Origin of the sequence: Paenibacillus sp. FSL R5-0517 (assembly GCF_037974355.1) — a bacterium.
Taxonomy (GTDB): domain Bacteria; phylum Bacillota; class Bacilli; order Paenibacillales; family Paenibacillaceae; genus Paenibacillus.
In genome coordinates this window covers 4,710,353-4,733,100 of record NZ_CP150235.1, presented here as the reverse complement: position 1 = coordinate 4,733,100, position 22,748 = coordinate 4,710,353, and the positions used below count along the sequence as shown (strand labels likewise).

The 22,748-nt window shown below is 45.0% G+C and carries 27 protein-coding genes and 1 tRNA gene; 21 read left to right on the top strand and 7 right to left on the bottom strand.

Features of this window, described 5'->3' with window-relative positions; all coding sequences use genetic code 11:
• The first annotated feature begins 6 nt into the window (after positions 1–6).
• Together MKX40_RS21030 and MKX40_RS21025 are read left to right on the top strand one after the other, a co-directional pair.
• Positions 7–228: a hypothetical protein gene (locus MKX40_RS21030; RefSeq protein WP_145322936.1), complete on the top strand. Its 222-nt coding sequence runs from the start codon at positions 7–9 to the stop codon at positions 226–228.
• Entirely contained in the window at positions 212–493 is a 282-nt protein-coding gene (locus MKX40_RS21025) for a hypothetical protein (protein ID WP_339235785.1), read from the top strand. Before MKX40_RS21030 ends, MKX40_RS21025 begins: the two co-directional genes overlap by 17 nt.
• A gap of 75 nt (positions 494–568) precedes the next feature.
• On the opposite strand, the gene MKX40_RS21020 is transcribed toward MKX40_RS21025, so the two are convergent.
• From MKX40_RS21020 to MKX40_RS21010, 3 genes are all read right to left on the bottom strand, one after another.
• A complete protein-coding gene (locus MKX40_RS21020) occupies positions 569–805 on the bottom strand; it encodes a DUF3892 domain-containing protein (protein ID WP_339235783.1) in 237 nt (78 codons plus the stop codon).
• A gap of 112 nt (positions 806–917) precedes the next feature.
• A complete protein-coding gene (locus MKX40_RS21015; RefSeq protein ID WP_339243141.1) occupies positions 918–1,361 on the bottom strand; it encodes a GNAT family N-acetyltransferase in 444 nt (147 codons plus the stop codon).
• 236 nt (positions 1,362–1,597) lie between these two features.
• Positions 1,598–1,855, bottom strand: coding sequence for a hypothetical protein (locus MKX40_RS21010; protein WP_339235781.1), 258 nt, complete (start codon positions 1,853–1,855; stop codon positions 1,598–1,600).
• A 203-nt stretch (positions 1,856–2,058) separates the two neighbouring features.
• On the opposite strand from MKX40_RS21010, the gene MKX40_RS21005 reads away from it, so the two are divergent.
• From MKX40_RS21005 to MKX40_RS20975, 7 genes are all read left to right on the top strand, one after another.
• A tRNA-Val gene (locus MKX40_RS21005) sits at positions 2,059–2,130 on the top strand.
• Between the two features lie 209 nt (positions 2,131–2,339).
• Entirely contained in the window at positions 2,340–3,974 is a 1,635-nt protein-coding gene (locus MKX40_RS21000) for a recombinase family protein (protein ID WP_339235779.1), read from the top strand.
• Positions 3,975–4,199: 225 nt separating this feature from the next.
• Positions 4,200–4,673 (top strand): hypothetical protein, encoded by a 474-nt coding sequence (locus MKX40_RS20995; protein WP_339235776.1) that lies wholly within the window; start codon positions 4,200–4,202, stop codon positions 4,671–4,673.
• An 8-nt stretch (positions 4,674–4,681) separates the two neighbouring features.
• Entirely contained in the window at positions 4,682–6,412 is a 1,731-nt protein-coding gene (locus tag MKX40_RS20990; protein WP_339235773.1) for a M1 family metallopeptidase, read from the top strand.
• A 203-nt stretch (positions 6,413–6,615) separates the two neighbouring features.
• Positions 6,616–6,888: a hypothetical protein gene (locus MKX40_RS20985; protein WP_339235771.1), complete on the top strand. Its 273-nt coding sequence runs from the start codon at positions 6,616–6,618 to the stop codon at positions 6,886–6,888.
• The gene (locus MKX40_RS20980; RefSeq protein WP_339235768.1) at positions 6,875–7,873 is read left to right on the top strand and encodes a hypothetical protein; all 999 of its coding nucleotides are present in this window, start codon (positions 6,875–6,877) and stop codon (positions 7,871–7,873) included. Before MKX40_RS20985 ends, MKX40_RS20980 begins: the two co-directional genes overlap by 14 nt.
• Before the next feature lie 2 nt (positions 7,874–7,875).
• Positions 7,876–8,562: a hypothetical protein gene (locus tag MKX40_RS20975; RefSeq protein ID WP_339235766.1), complete on the top strand. Its 687-nt coding sequence runs from the start codon at positions 7,876–7,878 to the stop codon at positions 8,560–8,562.
• A gap of 217 nt (positions 8,563–8,779) precedes the next feature.
• On the opposite strand, the gene MKX40_RS20970 is transcribed toward MKX40_RS20975, so the two are convergent.
• Entirely contained in the window at positions 8,780–9,991 is a 1,212-nt protein-coding gene (locus MKX40_RS20970; RefSeq protein WP_339235764.1) for a chromate transporter, read from the bottom strand.
• A 217-nt stretch (positions 9,992–10,208) separates the two neighbouring features.
• On the opposite strand from MKX40_RS20970, the gene MKX40_RS20965 reads away from it, so the two are divergent.
• The 6 genes from MKX40_RS20965 (at position 10,209) to MKX40_RS20940 (ending at position 13,108) form a co-directional block, all read left to right on the top strand.
• Entirely contained in the window at positions 10,209–10,628 is a 420-nt protein-coding gene (locus tag MKX40_RS20965; protein WP_017687397.1) for an organic hydroperoxide resistance protein, read from the top strand.
• A gap of 180 nt (positions 10,629–10,808) precedes the next feature.
• Positions 10,809–11,375: a YdhK family protein gene (locus MKX40_RS20960; protein ID WP_339235762.1), complete on the top strand. Its 567-nt coding sequence runs from the start codon at positions 10,809–10,811 to the stop codon at positions 11,373–11,375.
• A gap of 109 nt (positions 11,376–11,484) precedes the next feature.
• On the top strand, positions 11,485–11,664 hold the full coding sequence (locus tag MKX40_RS20955) for a hypothetical protein (RefSeq protein WP_017687398.1): 180 nt from the start codon (positions 11,485–11,487) through the stop codon (positions 11,662–11,664).
• Between the two features lie 74 nt (positions 11,665–11,738).
• Positions 11,739–11,939 carry a hypothetical protein gene (locus tag MKX40_RS20950; RefSeq protein WP_133385501.1) on the top strand — a complete coding sequence of 67 codons (201 nt, stop codon included), beginning with the start codon at positions 11,739–11,741 and terminating at the stop codon, positions 11,937–11,939.
• A gap of 199 nt (positions 11,940–12,138) precedes the next feature.
• Positions 12,139–12,693 (top strand): copper amine oxidase N-terminal domain-containing protein, encoded by a 555-nt coding sequence (locus MKX40_RS20945; RefSeq protein WP_253439155.1) that lies wholly within the window; start codon positions 12,139–12,141, stop codon positions 12,691–12,693.
• A gap of 97 nt (positions 12,694–12,790) precedes the next feature.
• Complete coding sequence (locus MKX40_RS20940; protein WP_036614722.1) at positions 12,791–13,108, top strand: DUF1292 domain-containing protein; 318 nt, start codon at positions 12,791–12,793, stop codon at positions 13,106–13,108.
• A gap of 206 nt (positions 13,109–13,314) precedes the next feature.
• Here the strand turns inward: MKX40_RS20940 and MKX40_RS20935 are convergent, their stop codons facing one another.
• Positions 13,315–14,790, bottom strand: coding sequence for an aminotransferase class I/II-fold pyridoxal phosphate-dependent enzyme (locus MKX40_RS20935; protein ID WP_278299186.1), 1,476 nt, complete (start codon positions 14,788–14,790; stop codon positions 13,315–13,317).
• A gap of 177 nt (positions 14,791–14,967) precedes the next feature.
• Between MKX40_RS20935 and MKX40_RS20930 the strand changes: the two genes are divergently transcribed.
• Positions 14,968–16,263 carry an MFS transporter gene (locus MKX40_RS20930; protein WP_339235758.1) on the top strand — a complete coding sequence of 432 codons (1,296 nt, stop codon included), beginning with the start codon at positions 14,968–14,970 and terminating at the stop codon, positions 16,261–16,263.
• A 253-nt stretch (positions 16,264–16,516) separates the two neighbouring features.
• Entirely contained in the window at positions 16,517–17,116 is a 600-nt protein-coding gene (locus tag MKX40_RS20925) for a hypothetical protein (protein WP_339235755.1), read from the top strand.
• Between the two features lie 105 nt (positions 17,117–17,221).
• Here MKX40_RS20925 and MKX40_RS20920 read toward each other — a convergent pair whose 3' ends face one another.
• Positions 17,222–17,827 carry a suppressor of fused domain protein gene (locus MKX40_RS20920; RefSeq protein WP_339235752.1) on the bottom strand — a complete coding sequence of 202 codons (606 nt, stop codon included), beginning with the start codon at positions 17,825–17,827 and terminating at the stop codon, positions 17,222–17,224.
• Between the two features lie 262 nt (positions 17,828–18,089).
• Here MKX40_RS20920 and gndA point away from each other — a divergent pair, with 262 nt between their 5' ends.
• Entirely contained in the window at positions 18,090–19,499 is a 1,410-nt protein-coding gene (gene gndA / locus MKX40_RS20915) for an NADP-dependent phosphogluconate dehydrogenase (RefSeq protein ID WP_339235749.1), read from the top strand.
• Between the two features lie 201 nt (positions 19,500–19,700).
• A complete protein-coding gene (locus MKX40_RS20910) occupies positions 19,701–20,210 on the top strand; it encodes a shikimate kinase (protein WP_339235747.1) in 510 nt (169 codons plus the stop codon).
• Between the two features lie 141 nt (positions 20,211–20,351).
• Here MKX40_RS20910 and MKX40_RS20905 read toward each other — a convergent pair whose 3' ends face one another.
• Positions 20,352–20,657, bottom strand: coding sequence for a rhodanese-like domain-containing protein (locus tag MKX40_RS20905; RefSeq protein ID WP_017687407.1), 306 nt, complete (start codon positions 20,655–20,657; stop codon positions 20,352–20,354).
• Between the two features lie 106 nt (positions 20,658–20,763).
• On the opposite strand from MKX40_RS20905, the gene aroA reads away from it, so the two are divergent.
• Complete coding sequence (aroA, locus tag MKX40_RS20900) at positions 20,764–22,059, top strand: 3-phosphoshikimate 1-carboxyvinyltransferase (protein WP_339235745.1); 1,296 nt, start codon at positions 20,764–20,766, stop codon at positions 22,057–22,059.
• A 59-nt stretch (positions 22,060–22,118) separates the two neighbouring features.
• The gene (locus MKX40_RS20895) at positions 22,119–22,553 is read left to right on the top strand and encodes a CoA-binding protein (RefSeq protein ID WP_091014241.1); all 435 of its coding nucleotides are present in this window, start codon (positions 22,119–22,121) and stop codon (positions 22,551–22,553) included.
• Positions 22,554–22,748: the final 195 nt, after the last annotated feature.

Genomic DNA, 22,748 nt, shown 5'->3' with positions numbered 1-22,748 from the left:
ATGATTATGCTAGGGAAATATATTGGCCAGATGGTGGAGCTTGTCTACATGGATCGTGCAGGGCAGATTACGCAGCGACAGATTCGAATTAACAGTGTACGTGGCGGGATGATTAGAGCATCAGCGGGAAAAGAAGGCTCACCCCGAACATTTCTGGAGCAAGGTATTCTGGCATGGCGTCCTGTTACGGATATGAATGGGGAGGTAAAGTATGCTGAACGACTTTGAACGTAAGATTTTGCGGATTATGGTGAACTATGCAGGACAACGGCGCAGGCTGCCGCGTATGGATGAACTGGAGACCAAGACGGGACGAAGCAGAGCTTACATTCATGAGTCTTTGCTGGAGCTTGAACGAACCGGGCACATCGCCTGGGAGAATCGGTCTACTCTCGAAGGGATACAGATCTTGCAGGCATGGGAACAGGTACAACAGCCAATTCGCAAAAGCCAGCCTTCCGGGGACTCCGTAAAATATTTTACGGACTATTAATCATAATAAGAAAACGCCAACCCGGATAACCGAATTGGCGCTTCTGTGTAACACGTAATGATCTGTGCATCTATTTTAGAATTGGGGAAGTTGGTCCAGGTTGTTGGTTGGGTCACCGTCGGCATCGCCGCGAATATACATTTCGCCATCTTTGCCTTTAAATACATTCACGCCGGCAATAGCGCCAGCCTTTACTTCTGCAAGTGCTTGTTGGTAATCCAGTATACGTCCTGCTGAAGTCTGAAAGGCTGTCAGGTCACCGTCGCCATTTTTCTGTACGGCTGTGAAACTCTCGCGTGTCGTTTGATCCATGATGTCACACTCTCCTTATATGACGAGATAGGAATCTGTTTACCTGATTAGCCTATCCGATTTCCTGGGAAGTATGCACCATACGCTCATAAGACCTGCCAATGCCGAAGTTTTACAGACTCTTTTTCATACGAACATGCAGAATATCTGCATCATAAAAAGGTTCTTCTGAAATCACTTCATAGCCCAGTTTCTCATAGAATTTCTGCGCCTGACATTGAGCATCCAGTACGGAATAGGATAAGCCGAGTTCACGTGCCAGTTCCTCCATCGCGAGCAGAAGCACGCGTCCATAACCGAATGAACGATGAGACTCAAGCACCGCGATCCGCTGCATTTTGGCCGTATCTTTGCTGTAATAGATCAGACGTCCTGTAGCTACAGCTTGCCCATCCGTACATAACAATACGTGATGCACATCCGGACTAATGACATCGTATTGATCAATCTCAATCTCGGCAGGAACCTGTTGCTCGATCACAAAAACGTGATTGCGAATACCCAGGGCTTGTTCCAGTTGTTCTTGCGTCGTTACATAACTAATCTCAGCTGCCAATTCCATTCCTTCTTTCTGCTCTTGCGCGACATATCAGACTGAATTATACAAAAAAATGTTTTTCCTGTATAGTGAAGTCTGGGACATATTGGGAGAGGAGGGGTAGTGATGGGCATGGCAGGCATCATGGTCATTACATTGTTAATGTCGGCGGGAATGATTATTCTGTTGTATTATGTGACCAAGAAAGCATACTCACGTAAGTGGGATGAAGAAGAGTAATTTACCTCTTACCTTCACGGCAAAACTTCACTGCTTCCTCGCGGAGAATATACATCTTGAACTACCGATTTGGAGTATACGTCCAGCCAGACGGGCAGAGATTCATCATTTTCATTGGGTTGTTTTAACTGTTGGAATTGAACCGTATGTTCATCCCGTTCCAAGCCGCAACCGGTAAGGGTTGTCATGACAATCATAAGCCCAACGAAAAAAAAGAAGCATTTGGTAAATGTATGTGTATTGGATTTTGACCGTTTAGTTAAGTTTCTCATAGAGAATTCACCTCGTTGTAGATATGGTAATCTTCCTTTATTGTGCACCATTTTGGGTGAATTATAACCAAATAAATCATTGACAATGAACACGGTTACTTGATATGATACTGTTACTTGATTGGGAAATAATTATATATCATGATCTGTTAGCTCAGCTAAAGATAGCATTATGATCGTGATGGATACATCCTATTTATTACAGGGCGATAGCTCAGCGGGAGAGCATTATCTTGACAGGGTAAGGGTCGTGGGTTCGATCCCCACTCGTCCTATATGAAAAAAAGGGCAACTTCTTTTGAGAATTATATCTCAAGAGGAGTTGTTTTTTATATAACATTATGGCCATCTCTGATAATATATGTAGGTGGTTTTTGTTGATAATAAATATACTTAATGGTATAATTTGGATTGAATTAAGCAGTTAAAGTAGTTACGGACATCGATAAAAATAATACAGAAAAAAGATATGGTGGTTGATGGAATGGGACAAACAAAACGTGTTGCAGCACTATATCGAGTGTCCACAAAAGGACAGATGGATGGAAACGATATTCCAATGCAACAACGAGCATGCAGGAAGATGGTAGAGAAACAAGATGAATGGAAGCTAGTTAAGGAATATACCGAAAAAGGGGTATCAGGTTTCAAAGTACCTGCCTCGAAGCGTGATGTTATTCAACAGGCTAAAGAAGATGCAGAGAATGGCTTATTCGATGTTTTGTTGGTATTTATGTTTGACAGGCTTGGAAGAAAAGATGATGAGACCCCCTTCGTACTTGAGTGGTTTGTAAACAAAGGGGTTGAAATGTGGTCTGTAATAGAAGGACAGCAAAAAATTGAAGCAAACACCGATCGGATGGTCAACTACTTAAGATTCTGGCAGTCAAGCGATGAAAGTAGGAAAATCTCTGACCGTGTCAATGAAAAACATAAACAGATGGTCGAAGATGGTATTTTCAGGGGAGGAGGTATTCCCTACGGGTATAAAAGTGTTGATTCCGGTAATGTAAATAAAAAAGGAAAAGTAATGCAAAAACTGGGCAAGCACGAAGAAGAGTCAAAGATTGTAAAAGAAATATTCCGACTAGTGCTTGAAGAAGGATACGGGCAATTAAGAATAGCTAAACTTCTAAACGAAAAAAATGTTCCGACAAGAAAAGCAAAACAATGGGGTGCTCCAACAGTAAACGTTATACTTAAGAATCCAATCTACAAAGGAGTGATGAGGTATAGAAAAGAAAAAGGGGACGATATATTTTCAAAACCAATCCCTGAATTAATGATAGTTTCAGAAGAGGATTGGAATACTGTACAGGATATAAGGGATAAAAAGAACCCTAAGAATCCAAACAGAAATGAAAATTCCATTCCCATGAGCACTAAGGGAAGTTTACTTTTAACTGGATTAGCTAGATGCGGTTGTTGTAACTCTAGATTGACTACGACTACATTTGTAAATAAATACAAAGCAGCTAATGGAGAAATTGTTCGATACAATCAAAATAAAAGTTATCGCTGTAGTGGAAAATTGCAAGGAAAGACGGATTGTGATGGACAGGCAACATTTTCTTCAAAGAAGGTAGAGAGACAAGTCTTAGAAAGCGTGGAAGTATACTTAAGTGAACTCAGAACAATAGATTTTCAATCGGAAATTGAATTGATAAAAAAGAAAGTTTTTAATCAAAAAGAGGAAAGAATTAAAACAATGCAAAATTTACTGGAAGAGCACTATGAGGAGCTTGTGGTATTAAACGCTGAGGTTCCAAAAGCTATAATGGGTAAGAGTGCATTCAAGCCAGAAATGCTCAATGCTCTTATCGATAAAAAAGAAAACGAAATTCTGAAAACTTCTGAAGATATTAAGGGAATAGAGAAATTGTTACTCTCCAAAAAAATGGAGATATCAGAGATGGAGACTCTAAAAGATGATCTCCCAGTTTGGCGGGATGTGTTTACAAAAGCTTCTACAGAAAAGAAGAAAATGATGTTATGCACATTGCTAGAAGTGGTCTACATTAGTAAAGATAAAATATCGGTCGAAATCAAGGCTGGAATAAAAGAATTACTCGGTCATCTATACAGAGAGAGAAAGGATACCAAGAGCTCACTTAGTTGACAGGGTAGGGGTCAGTGGTTCGAGCCCACTACAGATCATACACGAGAAGCCTTATGATGTAAGGCTTCTTTTCTTTTTTTACATACAAACATGAATACGTTTCCGAGTGCTTCAGTTTCTCTTCCTCTTTTTAAACAAAACTTAAATAAAACATAAATTCATCATAAGGTTCCTCTTCTATACTTGGTTCTGAGGTCAACATAGATCAGGAGAAGGAGAGAACTTATGAATTATTCAAGTCTAGTTACATTAAAGTTAGCCAGAGTAGGGATCGCGGGTACACTGGCTTTAATACTGGCAACAAGCCCACTTGCCACCATCGGGGTTGCAGCCGCGGAAGCAGTCCCGACACCTGTATCTACGAATATACCTAACACACAGAAAGACTCCCTAAAGCAGTCCCCGATTCAATACCAGATCCAGGCTCGGCTGAATGAGAAAGACATGACGATCCAGGGGAGCGAGAAGGTAACGTATCGCAACACAAGCAAGGATACACTCCAGCAACTGGTCCTGCATACATATGCTGATGCGAACCTTTCCAAGTCCACACAGGCTTCAATGTTCCAACAGAACAATGAACAGATTAGTGAAGATCATCCCGAGAAGACAGCGGAGGACTTTCTGGGTGGCATTGATATTCAGGCTGTAACAGCAGATAGCCAGTCACTGGACTTCCATAAGAAAATCAAGCGCTGACTGTACAGTTGAAAAAGTCCGTTCAACCAGGCGAATCGATAACATTACAATTGGAATTCCATCTGAATATACCTTATGGCTCACAGCGAATATCCTATTACAAGGATATAATTAATGGTGCACACTGGTTCCCGGTGATGTCTGTATACGATGAGGTCAAGCAGCAGTGGAATAAGGCACCGTATAGTCGAACATTCGAGAGCGATTATTACACCTCGTCCGACTTTGAAGTCCAATTTAATGTGCCTGAGGAGTATCAGGTAGCCATGCCTGGCATGATCTCCACTCAAAACAGTACAGAACATGGGCGTAAGATTGTGTCTGCCGTAGCCGAGAATACGAGAGAGTTTGTTTTCTTTGCCAGTCCTAATCTTCAAGTGGAGCGCGCTACCCGTAACGGTCTGACGGTGGAATACTATTATTTCAACGATGATCCATCCAAGAAAGAGATCGTTGACCGATACATTAATCAGGCATTCAAGGTCATTGATTTCTATAGTGAGAAATATGGCAAGTATCCCTACCCAGAGTTCCGAATTGTCGAGACGTATGTACAAGGCGTTGCCGTGGAGTATGCGAGACTCATTCAGATGGGCCAGATTCAAACGGGTAAGGTTCCAGAAGAAGATACAACATTTGTTCATGAGATAGCACATCAGTGGTTCCATGCATTGATTGGTAATAACTCAGAGACCGAATCCTTCCTGGACGAAGGCTTTGCCGATTTCTCCATGGTGTATTTTGCCGAGAAACAGGGAAATAAGCTAAATGGTTTCAGATCCATACAGTTTGATACTGCGCCCGTAGATATGGCGATTGCGTCAACAAATGATGAAGCCGGGGAGTTAGCCGGTCTGGTGTATTATCAGAAGGGAAGACAAGCGATCTATCAGCTTTACCGTTCCGTCGGTGAAGAGAAATTTGACGAGTTGATGAGAACATATTTCCAACGCTACGTGTATCAAAATGCAACAATAGAGGGGCTTCTTCAAACCATTGAAGATGTGCTTGGTAAGGAAGCACGTACCGAAATGCAAATGGCCCTATATCAGCCTGATTTCGTCTTAAAGCCTGAATACCAATTATCCAAAGAAGAGACCGCCGCATATGTGCATGATATCTTACAAGTGCAGTATCAGGCTGTCATGGAGATGATGCCTAATCTGCCTTATGAAGTGATGAGTCGATTGATGGACAAAGCTCTTCAAGGCGAGAAATTAACCATTGTGCTCAGCGATCAGGTAAGTAAACTTGCAGCCAAACAGCAGGAAGATATGGTTGATCAATTGACTGGATTCCTTGATATGAGCGGTATACGGTACGAGGTTGTACGGGATCGCAAGGAACTGAAGCAAAAGTTGAAAAAAGAGATCGGTAACAGCAACCTTATTGTCATTGGCAATGCCAAGTCAAATGGATTGGTGCAGGCTTTAAAATCCAACATTATTGATCGTACGAAACAGACCGGTTTTCCTTGGAAGAATACAATGAATCAACCGTTCGCCGCTGGTGCATATGTTATCCAACATCCCTATAACCAGAATCGATTAATGCTTCATTATTTCTGGAATGAGGATCATCTGAGCAATGCGGTATTTGAAGCTTTTAAGCTGAAAATGCAGGAGTCTATTGGATTCAGTAGCGACTTTTACCAGTACTATGTATTGGATAACCAAGGCAAGGAGCAATCCGATAAAAAAGTAGCCAATCCCTTATCTTCACTTTTTGCAGAGGAATAAGTAGTTAATTTTGCAGTTTCTTCATTCAAACAGGTTAGCCTATTATTATGGGTTAGCCTGTTTCGTCTTGTTAACATAAGCAAATGTTTGGTTATATGAAAAACCAGACTTAGAATAATAGGCTGCAAGATGGGCATAATGCTTTAACATAAAGGTAACTTCATGAATATACTTATCGGGAGAAAACAATAGGAGGGATTAATATGAAGGATCAACATTATCCGGGCGTACCAATGAAAGGCACAATTGCTGAGTACAACTGTAAAGGCATTAAAGGAATGACTAAAATGAAAGCGTATTCATATAGTGCTAGAATTCGCTCTATCATTCGTATTTCTCGGGAGTCAGCTGCGAATGAGGGTAATGTTGTTGATTTTTCAATCCTATTAATGAACGCTTCGGATGTTTTATATTCGCGACCGGTAACAGGTAATACCCCGTTCACGAAGGAGTTGAGCTCCCATGTCCATGACTGAAAATATTGCTCAGGCAGCACTGGGCGCAGCGATGAAGGCCAACAGGGCTATTGCGCCATATGATTATTGCGATGCAGAATCCAGACGGATGTACACGCCTCAATTTGATAAAAAAATGGACAATCCTATATATACCGCTGCAATGGCGGGTCTTCAATCGATCTATTGGTTTCGGGCGATCAAAGTGAAGGGGCTTATCCCTGGTGCAAAAGCAGATTATTATGCTACGTATTCTACCAACCATAATCGTATCGGTGGAATTGGACTTGCGTATTCCAACAGTCCGACAGGACCATGGACCAAACACGGACAGGTATATCTCGATACTGTGGTTGGGAATTCGACGGAAACGCCATTTGTGATCTGGAACGATGAAGAACAATTATTCTTTATGTATTATCAACAAAACGGACTTGGGATCAATCAATCGACGGCACTTGCAACCTCTGTAGACATGATTAACTGGACAAGAGTAGGTTTGATATTGGACAAACCTCCAGGTTTCCCAGGTGATGGTCATACCGGTTATTTTTCCTGTTTTAGAAATGGTGGCAAATGGATCGGTTTTTCGGTAATGGGCGGCGGTGACTTTGGCCGTAAATGTATCTGGCATTCTCATGACGGACGTAGCTGGTTAGCTGATCCAAGACCATTAATGGGTGGCAATGATGCGACTTTATCAGCGGAAGAAAACATTTCGAGACCCAATGCAGGTGTATTTATGTACAAAGGGAGCATGTGGTGGTTAGGTATGCTATCGATTTATGCTTCAGGTGGGGTTACGACAGTAGCTCGGCCTGCTATTGCCAAGATCAGCGCAGACTTCCGTCAATTGCTAGACAAACCTACAGATATATATTTTCCGGCATTGAATTGGGAAACGACCAATATGCAATCCTTGATGGTGTCCGTTATGGACGGGGTAGTGTACGTGTATTACAATACCGATCATAATATCGGTGTAGCTTATTCGGTGGGGGTGTAGAGATGATTATACGAGATGCAGCGGGTCAGATTGTGCCCTTTGGAAAGGTCCACAAGCAGCTTGTGGCCGATTTTCTATACGGAACGTTACCGGATTGGGTGGAGGTGGTGGGCACCCCTACGTTTGAGCCTTTGCCCGATAGAGGAACCATAACAGTTACAACCCCGACCACAGCAGGAGCGACGGCAGAGTTGAAAATGAAACATCTGATTGACAGCTCGAAAGTAACAGCAATTGCAGTCACTTTGGAAGCGCTACAATTCAACGGCAATATTGGAATATCGGTTCAGGTTGGCATCAAATCGAAGGATAGCAAGGCTGGTATCACCTTTTTTCATAACGTTAATCAGAAGTATGGGATGGTCCGAGCCTATAAAGCAGATGGAACGTACACGGATTTTAAGCAAAACATGGTTTTCTTCACTACGCAAGGTGTGGCGGGAGATGAAGCGCAGAATCGAAAGAACCTGACCGTGCTGCTCTGCACCGGGTTACAGTTCTCGGCGGGGTTCGAAAGACCTTCCGTGTGGCTTGGTGCGGATGATCAGTATGGAGGTGTTGCTGCTGACCTGAGTGGTGGGTTGTTCCAACATGGAGAACTGCAATGTCTGTTGAAACTCACCACAAGCAAGGCTGAGGCCAAATATTTCAAATGTGCGCAGATGAAAGTGGATATCTGGAGTAACTAATCAAACTGGGGAGAAATCTGAAGACCAACAAGGAGCCTGATTTGAAGAAAGAGTGTAGACAAGCTAGGCCAGCTCGGATTTGAGAAACTTGAATTGGGATGCTGAAGAAAATAAACAGATGATCTGCATGGATCGGTCAATAACTTACTGGCAGTAATAGGGTACCTAAACACGGACGCTTTGAAAAAGAAGTGCAGTGTTGGGGTACCTTTTTTATTTAGAAAAGGTTCATCATTGTACCGCCTGCTGCACCAGCAACGACGACGATCCAGGGTGGTACTTTCCAAAAAACGAGCATTAGAAACAACATGCATACCAGTGCAAAATCAACAGGCGTCAGGATCGCAGTTGTCCAGAGTGGATCGTACAACGACGCCAGCAAAATACCTACAACAGCTGCATTAATTCCGCGTAATGCTCCTTGGGTTTTTGAGCTTTTACATAAAGCACTCCAGAAGGGCAATACGCCTACGATCAGAAGGAAAGCTGGCAAAAAGATAGCGATCGTTGCAACCAAAGCTCCTGAAACCCCACGCATCATCGCTCCTAAATAACCGGCAAAAGTGAACAATGGTCCGGGTACAGCTTGTGCTGCTCCATATCCCGCCAGAAAGTCGGACTTATTGATCATCTCTGCAGGAACGAATTCACGTTCCAGTAACGGAAGCACAACATGCCCTCCGCCAAATACGAGTGATCCTGAACGGTAGAAGCTATCAAAGAATAACAGCCACCCCGAACGATCAAAGGGAGTGAGTAACGGGAGAAAAATCAGAATTCCAAAGAACGTAGCCAAACAGACGATTGCCAAGTTACGATTCATAGGGACAGACAAGTCTACTGTTTTAAACTCGGTCATTTTAGTAAATAGGATCATACCTATCACGCCTGCTATCACAATAAAAAGGATTGGAGTGAATGCAGTCTGCCACACAACAGTCGCCACTGCAGTAAAGATAGCGATGGTTGCCCTATAGCGGTCGGGAGTTAGTTTTTGCCCCATGCCCCATATCGCCTGAGCGACAATAGCTACAGCAACAATTTTCAGACCGTGAATCCAGCCAGTACTGCTAATATCAAATCCTTGCAGAAGAAAAGCGAACAAGACTAACGCAATGACAGATGGAAGTGTAAAACCAAGCCAAGCCATCAGTCCCCCCAGCAATCCGCCGCGGATAATGCCAATTCCAATCCCGACTTGACTGCTGGCAGGTCCGGGCAAAAATTGACACAGCGCAACTAAATCTGCATAGCTACGTTCATCCATCCATTTTCTACGGCGAACATATTCTTCATGAAAGTAACCAAGATGAGCGATCGGTCCTCCAAATGAAGTCAGGCCGAGTTTGGTTGATACAGCTAGCACCTCATAGAGAGCCCTGGATTTATGTTTGGGCTTGTCCGGGGTTAGAAATGAATTATTCTCCAAACGTGTTATTCCTCCTTAAGTTCAACTTAGGTTATCTGATGACTACAATGATAAACCTCATTATCGCTATTCATTTAAACTCAGCATTAAACTGTATTATTTTTTTACATCAACTATTTACATGCGCAATTAAATTGCGTACAATGTAATTGTTAGCGATAAAAGAGAAGTCGAATTTTAGTCAACATAAATCCAATCAACTAAAGGAGTTTTACAAATGAAAACATTATATGAAACAACAGTCATCAATACAGGTGGACGTCAAGGAATCGTACAATCTCCAGATAACGTGTTTATGTTGGATGTTGCTGCACCACCTGAACTGGGAGGACAAGTGACGACAGCTACCAATCCGGAGCAGTTGTTTGCAGCAGGGTATAGCGCTTGTTTTAACTCCGCACTGGAGTTTCAATTGAAAAAACACAAAGTTGAAATTGAAAGAAGTACTGTTGCTGCAACCGTGATGTTGGTGACGGACTCTGAGGATAACGGCGTGAAACTTCAAGTCGATTTGGAAGTTAAAATTCTCGGTCTGGATGAGGAGACAGCACAGAAATTTGTGAAACTTGCTCATGACTACTGCCCATATTCCAAAGGAATCAAAGGGAACGTGAATGTTAACGTGGAACTGGCGTAAGGTGTAATCACTGAATTGAATTGTTCTTGATAAGAAGCCTCCGAGAAATCGGAGGCTTTTTTGATTTATTTTGCTCCGTTGTAAGATGCGCCTTATCCGGAAAAAACAATAATTATGATTGCGATATACCTATGGGGGGTATAATAAAGGATATAAATACAATTAAAGGAGTGCGGACACATGAAAAAGTACTTAATGAACATATCGACTATCTTGATCGTAAGCAGTTTGATTTTGGGTGGATGTGGCAAGGAGACTCAGCAGACTATAGAGAGTAACGATGACAGTCATACAGCCACCGCAGGTGAGATGCACCATTCTGAATCTGGAGAGCTACCGGAAGGATTGCGGGAGAAAAGCAATCCCACCTTTCCAGTAGGAAGCCAGGCAATGATGAGTGCCGATCACATGTCGGGCATGAAGGGGGCAACAGCAAAGATTGTTGGAGCTTATGAGACTACGGTATATGCAGTGACGTATACCCCAACCACAGGCGGAGATCCCGTGCAGAATCATAAATGGGTTATTCATGAGGAAATACAGGACCATACCGATCAATCGTATAAGGTAGGTTCTGAGGTGCTGTTAAGCGCTGATCACATGAAAGGAATGAAGGGTGCCAAGGCCACAATTGAGTCCGCTGAACAAACAACGGTATATATGGTTGATTACACCCCAACAACAGGGGGAGATTTGATAAAAAACCACAAATGGGTCATAGAAGAAGAATTATCTGCGATCCAATAGAACCAATTGCATGAAAAAGCTCTTTTATACAGAAAAATCAAATTCATACTCAATTATGGGTTATAATGGTATTAAGATTATACAAAACTGCTGAAAGGGGAATGTACTTATGATGGATTTTAGCAAACCACCCCATGGCTCTGAGACGGATACACACCGTCAGCGTCATCAGGAGAATGAACAGAAATACCTGTCCGGAGGCAAAAGCATTTGGTATGAAATCAGCAACTGGCTCATTCTCGGGGGTATCCTCCTTGTCATATTTTTATTATTTAAATACGTATTTTAAATAGACACACAACCGGGCGGATCCCCATATGATGCATTACATCAGTAAGCACTTGGGGAAATGGGGAATCCGGGATGGCAAAAGCAAAGGGAAAGAAAGCTCCCGCATTAAAGAGTGACAAAATCCGTGTATCCATGAAGTTGGTCACTTCCGATGTATGCGAGAGATGTAAAACACCATGTACACGAGGCATGGATTACGCTGCGCGGATGCGAATCGAAGGGGCTATAGGCAAGGGTGTTCCCTGTATCCTGACCCGCCATACTTCATCATAACCCTTCGTCTAATTCCGTAGTTATAACATGAATAGAACAGAGGCATCCTTTAATGAGGAGAGCCTCTATTTGTGCATTCCAAGGGGTGGAAAAAATTCTGGATAAAAAATGAAAAATGATGAAAAACAGCGCAACTTTGTGGATGAATGTACAGTATAAATGTACAACAGCTAGCAGCAGGGGAGGGAATATTGACGGGATGAAATGGAAACGAGTATTGCTTTGTGTCACGGTATTCTCCTTGCTCGGCGGGTCTTTATTGTTTGCAGATTCGGTGAACGAGAAGATTCGTGTTCTCATTAACGGCAAGGAAGCAGCTGATGGAGGTTATCTCATTGATGGAACGACCTATGTACCTGTAAGGGAAGCCGGAGGCGTCGTCAAATGGGATAGCAGTAACAAGAGAGTAACGGTGATCAAACCGAATGTACATATTTTTCTCTTCAAGGGAGACACTGTATTTGGCAACGTTAACGTAGGGAAGCTGAAATTCAATGTATTTTCCCAAGTGGACAGTCTGACAGCAGATGTAGCTGCGGTGAAAGTAACGATTACCAATCCAAGCGGTCAGGTGAAGGATATCCAGTCACAGGAGCTTACAACACAGAAGGATAACTTCTGGTTCCGTACTTACGATTTTACGTACGATTTCAGTCGTGCCGGCAAGTATCAAGTCGGCTTTCATATTAAAGAAAATGCAAACAGCAGTTACGTCCTGGTAGCGGAGAAAATCATTACAGCGCTGAACGATTGAAGCGGAAATAACCCTGTGAGTTAAATTGACCTGGGTCATTGAACATGTTACGATATGCAAGGTTACACAATTTCTATTTATAAAGCGAGGTATTTCAATGAGCGATCACACACATGAACACGGCGATGGCTGCGGATGCGGGCAAGACCACGACCACGACCACGAGCATGAAGAAGTCCTTCTCACATTAACAGACGAGAACGGCCAAGACGTGGAGATGGTTTTGGTGGAGACGTTTGACGTGGAGAAGCATGTTTATGCGCTCCTGCTGGAACGTAACAATCCTGAAGCTGACGGCATCATCCTGCGTATGGAAGAAGAAGACGAGGAAATGGTGCTCTACAATATTGAAGACGAAGAAGAGTGGAACCGCGTTGAAGCGGCTTACAACGAACTCGTTGCATCACAAGAATAGTCATTCTTTTGGAACATAACATGAAGGCTCCTTGATTTCAGGGGGCCTTTTGTTTGCTTTTAAAGAGGTGGACGAGCTGTTTATGACCTGATTGAACGACGAAATAGACGGGAAAATGCAAACTCACTTGTCCGACAAAATAAAAAAAAGACCAAGCGTAAGGCTTGGCCCTTCAAGTTTATCCCTGCTCAGCGCTAGGGGGTGTTTTAGAAAATGGCATCGGCTTCCACGATCACTTTAACGTTGGTTACGCTGCGATCTTCGGGTCCTTTGACAGGCAATCCAACTTCGACATGGTCGATGATGTAGTCGATGTTCTCTTGGGTGATAACTTCACCCGGTAACAGGATCGGAATTCCTGGCGGATAGACATAGATGAATTCCGAGATAATACGTCCTGCGGATTCCTTAAACGGAATCACTTCGGTATCACCGTAGAATGCATCACGTGGCGTTAGCATCAACTGTGGAATATCCGGAACTTTGACCACCAGTTCATGAGCCGGGTTCACTTGATAATAGGTACGGGAGAGATCCTGCAGAGCGTTCAGCAAGATATCCACGCTGTCGTCCGTATCTCCTGGCGTGATGAGACACAGAATATTGTACATATCACTAAGTTCGACCTCGATGTTGTAATGCTCACGCAGCCAGTTCTCGGTCTCATACCCTGTAATACCTAGATGGCGAACATGGACCGTAACTTTGGTTGGATCGTAATTGAAGGTCGCTTCCGTACCCAGCAGCTCTTTACCGAAGCAATACAGTCCATCCATATCGTTAATCGAACGTCTGGCAAACTCAGCTAGTTCAATCGCCTTCTGTGCAATCTCACGACCGTGGAGTGCCAGGTTACGTCTGGATGTGTCGAGCGAAGCAAGCAAAATGTATGAAGTTGATGTTGAGGTGAGCAGACTCAGGATCGTCTGTACACGCTGTGGATTCACGAATCCATTCTTCGTGTTCAGGTTGAGTACGGAACTCTGTGTCATGGAGCCACCAAGCTTGTGAACACTGGTTGCAGCCATATCGGCACCTGCTGCCATCGCAGACAACGGCAGATCCTCATGGAAATGAATGAGTACGCCATGTGCTTCATCAACAAGTACAGGGACTTGGTAGCTGTGTGCCAGCTCAACAATTTCTTTTAGGTCTGTAACTACGCCGTAATAGGTCGGGTTAATGACAAGCAATGCCTTGGCATCCGGATGACGCTCAAGTGCACGGCGGATAGACTGTGTGGTCACTCCATGGTCAATACCCAGATTGGCATCTTGTGAAGGAGAAACAAATACGGGTTTGGCGCCTGAGAAAATAATGGCGGACAGAACCGATTTATGCACATTACGGGGCACAATAATTTTGTCACCCGGTGAGCATACAGATAGAATCATGGTCATAATGGCACTGCTTGTGCCTTGTACACTAAAATAGGTATAATCGGCTCCGAAGGCATCTGCTGCCAAAATCTGTGCTTCCTGAATGACACCGGTTGGCTGATGCAGGTCATCCAGCGGTGCGATGTTAATCAAATCTATGGAGAAGGCATTATCGCCAATAAATTCACGGAATTCGGTATCCGCTCCCAATCCTTTTTTATGGCCCGGAATATGAAACTGTACCGGATTGAGTGCCGCATGATTTTTTAAAGCGGTAAACAGCGGCGTACGGTGGTGATTCATTATTGCTGTCACAACCCTTCCTAATAAAATTGGTAAACAAAGATGAGTATAGCAAATTAAGACCCGAATGCAACAGGTATAATCGACAATTTTTTAAATTGCCGAGATTTGGGCACATTCCCCACGGTTACACTAAGGATAGGGAATAGGTAAATGAACGCCGAAAGGGGAAAAAGAATGCAAACTGATACAAAACCAGCCAAAATTTTGCGGTCTCCATTTTTTATCGCGATGTGGCTGACACTTTTTCTAGTTGAAATTATCAAAGGAGCGCTGTTGGTAGCCGTTTTGCCCGTGTATATGGATAATATTCTGGGTCTGTCCGCAGGCGTCATTGGTGTGGCATTTGCTCTTCAATATCTGGGAGATAATCTGTTCCGGGCGCCTTCCGGCTGGGCAGCAGAACGGATCGGATTCCGCGCAACGATGGTCACAGCACTAATCTGTACCTTAATCGCTGTTATTATGATCCTTTTTCTCAAAAGTGCCTTTGGACTGGCTATGGCCTGTCTGATTCTTGGCATTGGTACGTCACCGCTCTGGCCTTGCGCCATGACAGGGGTGACTGCGATGTCAGGCCCACAGAACAAGAATGGTACAGCAATGGGAGCGCTGGAGATGGCCGCTCTGGGCGGTACAGGCCTTGGACCAATTGGCATGAACTGGTTGCTGGAGCGTACGCACCATGATTATCGCACCATATTTCTTGTGTTGATGGGTTGTGCCATTCTCGTTATTCTGGTGGCCATGATTCTTCCTGGACGTGTCATTGTCGAAGGAGAGGAGCATGCCGAGCAAGCGGCGAAGAATCGAGATGTGAAATATCCAGCCAAACCAAACTTGCTCACGCCGTTCATCCGACTGCAAAAGAGTGTGAAGGGCACACTGCAGCGGGTTCGCAGCACGCTTAATGTTAATCCGTTAGTGTATCCTGCCTTGTTTATGCAGTCGTTTGTCATTGGGCTGCTCAGTCCAGTAATTACGCTATATACACGCACAGACCTGCATATCTCACCCAACCTGTATAGTTTGTTGTTGATTGCGGGGGGTGGAATAACTGTTATTGCGTTACTGCCTGTAGGTAAAATGGTAGACAGGTTTGGTACGAAACCGTTCCTGAACGTTGGTTTTTTGATGGCGTCAGCAAGTCTGTTCGCATTTTCCTCCATAACATCCATTCCGGTAGTCTTTGGTGTTGTTATGTTGGTGGGCGTCAGTTATGCCATGATTCTGCCCGCCTGGAATGCGTTTGTAGCCACACTGATTCCCAAAGGGGAGCGGGGAGCGATCTGGGGATTCTTCCTCACTTTGCAGGGATCGGGTATGGTTGTAGGTCCTATTGTTTCCGGATTGTTGTGGGACCACGTTAGCCATCCGGCACCATTCATTGGCAGTGCCGTCGTCATGGCAGGACTTGCCGTAGTACATTTTGTACTATCCCGCAATCCGTTTCGCACCGCTCCAGCCAAATAAAATAGAAAAAAGGGAGTTCCGTCAACCTTCATGGTTGTGGAGCTCCCTTTTTGATGTCTGTTATAACATGAAAATCGGGGGCTTGCCCCTGTGCGCTTGCGGAAAGCTGTAGTGCTGCCGTCCTTTCGGTGAAAAATAGTCAAATAACCAAGTACCCTTACATAAAATGAAGTATAAAATAGGGTAAGCCGATTGAGTAGAAGTGATTGAAGACGAGGGCCGGAGCAGATCCGGTACAGATGGAGGGAGTGCCGTGAATAAGAGTTATGAAGTTGAATATTGCAATCTGGAGCTGCGGTTCAACCGTCGGCATATCCAAAATTTGATCAGAGACCTTATTCGTGAGGGATATTCACTATATTGGAGCGAGGACGAATCCTTTTTTATACTGTCAGTCCGGACCGGCCGCAAGCTGGTAAAGCTCCGCTTTCAACAGACACGCACGGGGAACTATAAGATGACTGGGGATTACATCATTAAGGACGCAAAGCTTGCAGAATGGCTGGAGAAGCTGATTGGAGATACACGCGGGCATGCAGTTGTGAAGCGGTTTAAGGATCAGCAGATGACGGTGGAGAACATTTTATTCGGTGAAGTGATTCGCCTCGTGGAAGTTTCCGGGTTCAAGCAACGTGTAATCTTTCAAAAAGAACCTGCGCCGACGGCGGAAGAGATGGAAGAAATGTTCCTCTCGCGCGAAGGCGAGGAAAGGCTCATGTTGTTGCGCATGGAAGTGGACGATGAATTGGAGCGTCTCCACACTGCCATACAGACGGATAATGTAGACAAAGCAAATGCTTGCCGTGAAGTCTTAAAACAACTGTCCGGACATCTATTAATGTTGGAAGGTTGAGGAACGGTTAACGCTGTAAGGTGAATGAAAACTGTTCTCGAAAAAAACATCAACTCATATCCAAACCCTGGCGCAAGCCAGGGTTTTATTTGTATGTAGAGGGCATTAGGGACGACAAGGGTCAATGATAGAGTGTTCCGAGCTTTCAATGAAGGCATCGAATTCATCCAATCCTACGGATAACAAGAGATTGGCTTCATATGAGGTGATGGGGATGGCCCATAGTAACGGAATCGTTTCATGGCCAACGTATATCTGTTCCAGGGATTCGCTTTCGCCTCGCAATTCATCGAGGAGAAAGGCGGTTACGGTCCATCGGGAGGGTGCTAATTCGCTCGGTGTCATCACACGCGGAACCGTTGAATCCGGTACATTTTCGATGTGATGGGAGATTAGATCGGCCATATAGGAGTTCACACGCTCCACACTCTCACCACCGAGATTGGATTGCAGCGCGAGCATCCATTCCGACGCGACCTTCTCTCCTGATGGACGACATGCCTGAGACAATCCGACTGTTGCGAATCTGGCGATGTCTGCATGCGCGGTGGGAGGGAAATAATAAATTTCGATATAAATGCCTCGGTTCGGCTTCGAAAGAACGGTTCTGAGCTCTGGCATACCCCATTCATTGATATAAGACCCCAGCAAAAAGGTTCTGCGAATATCCATTGAAAATTGTTCTTGCTTTGAAAGCTGTTCCCACGCCATGTGTTATGCTCCTCCTTCTTGAGTCCAGGTTCAATGGGTATAATTATACCATCAGATGTACAATATTGGATTACTTTGGTATGAGACAGAGTGATCCCCACTGTATTTATGAAAATACGATGAACACCTCAGCAGATTGGGTTGTTTTCTCGTTGCGTAGCTGTGTCACGGGGTTCACTTCTATACATAAAACCGTTAAAATGGGAGTATTGTTGAGAATTTATTTCAATAAAATTAATTGGAGCAAAGGATGGAGGACCAGATGACAAAACAACAAATTGGCGTGATTGGCCTGGCTGTCATGGGCAAAAATTTGGCCCTTAACATTGAAAGCAAAGGTTTCTCAGTATCGGTATATAACCGTTCCCCCGAGAAAACCAATGATCTTCTGAAAGAAGCTGAAGGTAAAAACCTGACAGGTTCATTCTCCATTGAAGAGTTCGTAGCCTCCCTGGAATCCCCGCGCAAAATTTTGATCATGGTACAAGCAGGCAAAGCGACCGACGCTACCATTGAACAACTGCTTCCTCACCTGGATGAGGGTGATATCATCATCGATGGAGGAAACGCATACTTCCCTGACACGCAACGTCGCAGTAAAGAGTTGGAAGACAAAGGCATTCGCTTCATCGGTACAGGTGTATCCGGTGGTGAAGAAGGCGCACTGAATGGCCCTTCCATCATGCCTGGTGGACAGGAAAGTGCCTATAAACTGGTTGAACCGATCCTGACGGCGATTTCAGCCCATGTCGGTGACGATCCATGTTGTACATATATTGGACCTGATGGTGCCGGACACTATGTGAAAATGGTGCATAACGGTATTGAGTACGGAGATATGCAGTTGATCGGTGAAGCGTACCACTTGCTCAAATCCGTATTGAACGTTTCCGTTGAAGAGCTTCATGCGATCTTTACGGAATGGAATCAAGGAGAGCTGGATAGTTATCTGATCGAAATCACAGCAGATATCTTCTCCAAATATGATCCAGAAACAGGCAAACCAATGGTTGACGTTATTCTGGACGCGGCAGGACAAAAAGGAACTGGTAAATGGACAAGCCAAAGTGCGCTGGATCTCGGCGTTCCATTGTCCATGATTACAGAATCCGTATTCTCCCGTTTCCTGTCTGCCATGAAGGACGAGCGTGTAGCAGCTAGCAAAATCCTGAGTGGACCAGCAACTGAAGCATTCTCTGGCGACAAAAAAGCGTTCATCGAGAACGTTCGTAAAGCATTGTTTGCAAGTAAAATCGTATCCTATGCACAAGGATTTGCACAAATGCGTGCAGCTTCCGATGAGTATGGCTGGGATCTGAAATACGGCAACATTGCCATGATCTTCCGCGGTGGATGTATCATCCGTTCGCAGTTCCTGCAAAACATCAAGGAAGCTTATGATAAAGACGCAGCTCTGAAAAACTTGCTCTTGGATCCTTACTTCCAAAACATCGTTGAGTCATATCAAGGCGCATGGCGTGAAGTTGTAGCGGCTGCTGTAAAACAGGGTGTTCCCGTACCTGGTTTCTCCAGTGCATTGTCTTACTACGACAGCTACCGTACAGAGCGTTTGCCAGCAAACTTGCTGCAAGCACAACGTGACTACTTTGGTGCTCACACGTTCAAACGTGTGGACAAAGAAGGCAGCTTCCACCACAACTGGATGGAGTAGTACCACCTATACGAATCGATGAGATTTGGGTTGAGCGTCTTAAAGTGGCAGATTTGGCCTGCTAAGAGGCTTAAAAGAGGTTTGGCGTTCCGGTGATTGCCGGTTAACGCCAGGCCTCTTTTGGTCTTTCCCAGTCCGCAGGGCTGTGTTATGATAGGACAAAAGTGCTCACGAATTGCTTGAATTAAAGGAGTGTACACCTTGAGCAAGTCTAACAATATTATTCTCATCGGCATGATGGGAACCGGCAAATCAACCGTCGCTGACATGCTCGCCCGCGAGCTTGGTTACCGATTGATTGATGTGGACGCCGCGGTGGAAAAAGAAGAAGGCTGTGCGATTCCGGAACTGTTCACCAGCAAGGGAGAGACATATTTCCGTGATGCCGAGAGCCGCATGCTGTGTTCGGTACTGGAGAAAAAGTCACAGGTCATAGCGACCGGAGGTGGCGTGGTGCTGCGTTCGGATAATTGTGACGTGATGTTGGAAAATGGTTGGGTTGTTGCTCTGACTGCTGATCCGGCAGTGATTGTGGAGCGTGTTAGCGGCTGCGACAATCGTCCGCTTCTTGCAGGCAATGCAGAGGAACGCATCAAGACGATAATGGAAGAGCGGAAAGACGCATACCGGTTTGCACATTATACGGTGGATACAACCGAGTTATCCGCTGCTGAAGTGACTCGTTTAATTTTAGCGCATTACCGCGTCTAAGCTTGTTATCATCGAAGTTTGATGGTTGATAGATGTGGTGGCAGATATAACAAAACGGGCCATATTGGCCCGTCCGTTTCTAGGAGCAGAGTAGGTTAGAGGTCTAAAGTTACCTATGACTTCGATCCGCTCCAGATTACTCTAGTCTTCCTGTTGCCACTGAAGCATACCGCCGACCATGTTTGTACAGCCTTCGTATCCCAGTTGCTGCAGATATTCACAGGCACGCTCACTGCGGTAACCGCTACGACAGATGATTACGATCTCGCCTGACTTCTCAATCTCAGACAGTCGGTCCGGAATCTGTCCAAGCGGGATATGCTTGGCTCCTTCGATCATGCCTTGCGCGACTTCATCGTCCTCGCGGACGTCTATCATCTGCAGCTTCTCTCCCGCCTGTAAACGGCGGCGCAGCTCAGACGTTTCAATTTCAGCTATTTGTGTCATATTCAGGTCCTCTTTTCTGTATGGACTTAACGCCTATAATGATACCCAAGCGATACACGGAATGTCAATTTGGCGACAATATAATCAATGAAGGAGAATTTCATCCATGGACGTTATTGTTAAACCAACCCCCACTCTGAACGGGGAAATCGGGGCTCTGTCCTCCAAAAACTACACTACCCGTTATTTGCTGGCTGCTGCGCTGGCAGAAGGCACAAGTACCATTCATTTCCCGGCACACAGTGAAGACAGTGACGCCATGCGCAGATGTATTCGTGATCTTGGGGCTGAACTTGAAGAAGACGACAGCAAGATTGTGATCAAGGGCTTCGGCAGTCATCCCCGTGATGTGCGTGAGCTGAATGTGGGGAATGCGGGTGCTGTACTTCGTTTCCTCATGGGAGTTACAGCGCTTTGTCCAGACGTTACATTTGTAAATACGTACCCGGATTCGCTGGGTAAACGTCCGCATGATGACCTGATTGATGCGCTTGGTCAACTGGGTGTAGAAGTACAGCACGAACAAGGACGCCTACCGATTACAATCAAAGGTGGCAATGCCAAGGGTGGACACATTCGTGTATCCGGCTCCGTCAGCTCCCAGTATCTGAGCGCATTGTTGTTTGTTACGCCTTTGCTTGCAGAAGACAGCACCATTGAAGTGCTGGATGACCTGAAGTCCAAGGTCGTTATTGGACAGACGCTGGAAGTGCTGGAGCAAGCAGGCATCGTTATCCATGCAAGTGATGATTACATGTCCTTCCGTGTACCAGGTGGACAGGCATACCAGCCAACGACTTATACCGTACAAGGGGATTACCCTGGATCAGCAGCGGTTCTTGCAGCAGCAGCGGTTACACAGTCTGATGTGAAAATTCTGCGCCTGATGGAGCAGAGCAAACAGGGCGAACGTGCCATCGTTGACGTGCTGCGCATGATGGAAGTGCCATTGACACATGAGAACGATGTCGTACACGTTCAAGGAAATGGCAGACTGAAAGCAATCGAATTCGACGGGGATGCCGCAACGGACGCGGTTTTGGCTATGGTAGCCGCAGCTGTGTTTGCGGAAGGTACTTCTCGGTTCTATAATGTAGAGAACCTGCGTTACAAGGAATGTGACCGAATCACCGATTACTTGAACGAACTGCGGAAGGCAGGAGCGAACGTTGAAGAGCGTCAAGCTGAGATTATCGTACACGGACGTCCGGAAGGTGTTGAAGGCGGCGTTGAGATTAACGCTCACTTCGATCATCGCGTAATTATGGCGCTCACTGTTGTCGGTCTGCGTTCCAAGGAGCCGCTTCGTATTCGGGATGCACACCATGTAGCCAAGTCTTATCCGCAATATTTCGATCATTTGCAGGCGCTTGGCGCCTCGGTTCAATGGGTAAAAGAGTAAATAGCTGAGAATCAGTCTTTTGACCACGCACTTTAATCAGAAAAGGATGGTGCTTGAACATGGAATTTAACAACCCTACTCGTGAAGAAATTGGACAACTTTTGCGCAAAGCAGGCAACATCGCAGTCGTCGGCTTGTCAGACAAATCAGATCGCACTTCCTATATGGTGGCCGAAGCCATGCAGAGCAGAGGCTATCGCATCATCCCGGTTAACCCACAGGTGCAAGGTGAAATTCTTGGAGAGACGGTCTATGCTACGCTTGCGGATATTCCGGAGCCAGTAGACATCGTCAATGTGTTTCGTCGCGATGAGTTCTGTGCGGACGTAGCTCGTGACGCTGCTGCCATCAAAGCCAATGTCCTCTGGCTTCAACTTGGCATCCATAGTGATGAGGCGGTTCAGATTGCGGCAGAGAACGGCATGACAGCGGTAACGAATCGTTGTATCAAGGTAGAGGATTCCATCGTTCTGCGCGGCGCTGGACGCGGCTGAGAGGCCCGTTCATCTCGGATCGGTTAATCTCCTGATCTGACCTAATTGAATGATTGCAGGATAGGTCCCGTTAACTTTGAAGTTGACGGGATTTTTTCTGTTCTATTTTTGCTATATAAAAATGACTAATGGGTTACTGTTTTGCTTTGACAAAACGTTGCGCAAAGCTTACCATCTAGGATAGAAAGGAGAGGT

Bases quoted from the DNA above. Each gene is read 5' to 3' on its own strand.
- MKX40_RS21030 (WP_145322936.1), top strand. From the start codon at position 7: ATGCTAGGGAAATATATTGGCCAGATGGTGGAGCTTGTCTACATGGAT.
- MKX40_RS21025 (WP_339235785.1), top strand. From the start codon at position 212: ATGCTGAACGACTTTGAACGTAAGATTTTGCGGATTATGGTGAACTAT.
- MKX40_RS21020 (WP_339235783.1), bottom strand. From the start codon at position 805: ATGGATCAAACGACACGCGAGAGTTTCACAGCCGTACAGAAAAATGGC.
- MKX40_RS21010 (WP_339235781.1), bottom strand. From the start codon at position 1,855: ATGAGAAACTTAACTAAACGGTCAAAATCCAATACACATACATTTACC.
- MKX40_RS21000 (WP_339235779.1), top strand. From the start codon at position 2,340: ATGGGACAAACAAAACGTGTTGCAGCACTATATCGAGTGTCCACAAAA.
- MKX40_RS20995 (WP_339235776.1), top strand. From the start codon at position 4,200: ATGAATTATTCAAGTCTAGTTACATTAAAGTTAGCCAGAGTAGGGATC.
- MKX40_RS20985 (WP_339235771.1), top strand. From the start codon at position 6,616: ATGAAGGATCAACATTATCCGGGCGTACCAATGAAAGGCACAATTGCT.
- MKX40_RS20980 (WP_339235768.1), top strand. From the start codon at position 6,875: ATGTCCATGACTGAAAATATTGCTCAGGCAGCACTGGGCGCAGCGATG.
- MKX40_RS20975 (WP_339235766.1), top strand. From the start codon at position 7,876: ATGATTATACGAGATGCAGCGGGTCAGATTGTGCCCTTTGGAAAGGTC.
- MKX40_RS20965 (WP_017687397.1), top strand. From the start codon at position 10,209: ATGAAAACATTATATGAAACAACAGTCATCAATACAGGTGGACGTCAA.
- MKX40_RS20960 (WP_339235762.1), top strand. From the start codon at position 10,809: ATGAAAAAGTACTTAATGAACATATCGACTATCTTGATCGTAAGCAGT.
- MKX40_RS20955 (WP_017687398.1), top strand. From the start codon at position 11,485: ATGATGGATTTTAGCAAACCACCCCATGGCTCTGAGACGGATACACAC.
- MKX40_RS20950 (WP_133385501.1), top strand. From the start codon at position 11,739: ATGGCAAAAGCAAAGGGAAAGAAAGCTCCCGCATTAAAGAGTGACAAA.
- MKX40_RS20945 (WP_253439155.1), top strand. From the start codon at position 12,139: ATGAAATGGAAACGAGTATTGCTTTGTGTCACGGTATTCTCCTTGCTC.
- MKX40_RS20940 (WP_036614722.1), top strand. From the start codon at position 12,791: ATGAGCGATCACACACATGAACACGGCGATGGCTGCGGATGCGGGCAA.
- MKX40_RS20935 (WP_278299186.1), bottom strand. From the start codon at position 14,790: ATGAATCACCACCGTACGCCGCTGTTTACCGCTTTAAAAAATCATGCG.
- MKX40_RS20930 (WP_339235758.1), top strand. From the start codon at position 14,968: ATGCAAACTGATACAAAACCAGCCAAAATTTTGCGGTCTCCATTTTTT.
- MKX40_RS20920 (WP_339235752.1), bottom strand. From the start codon at position 17,827: ATGGCGTGGGAACAGCTTTCAAAGCAAGAACAATTTTCAATGGATATT.
- gndA (WP_339235749.1), top strand. From the start codon at position 18,090: ATGACAAAACAACAAATTGGCGTGATTGGCCTGGCTGTCATGGGCAAA.
- MKX40_RS20905 (WP_017687407.1), bottom strand. From the start codon at position 20,657: ATGACACAAATAGCTGAAATTGAAACGTCTGAGCTGCGCCGCCGTTTA.
- aroA (WP_339235745.1), top strand. From the start codon at position 20,764: ATGGACGTTATTGTTAAACCAACCCCCACTCTGAACGGGGAAATCGGG.
- MKX40_RS20895 (WP_091014241.1), top strand. From the start codon at position 22,119: ATGGAATTTAACAACCCTACTCGTGAAGAAATTGGACAACTTTTGCGC.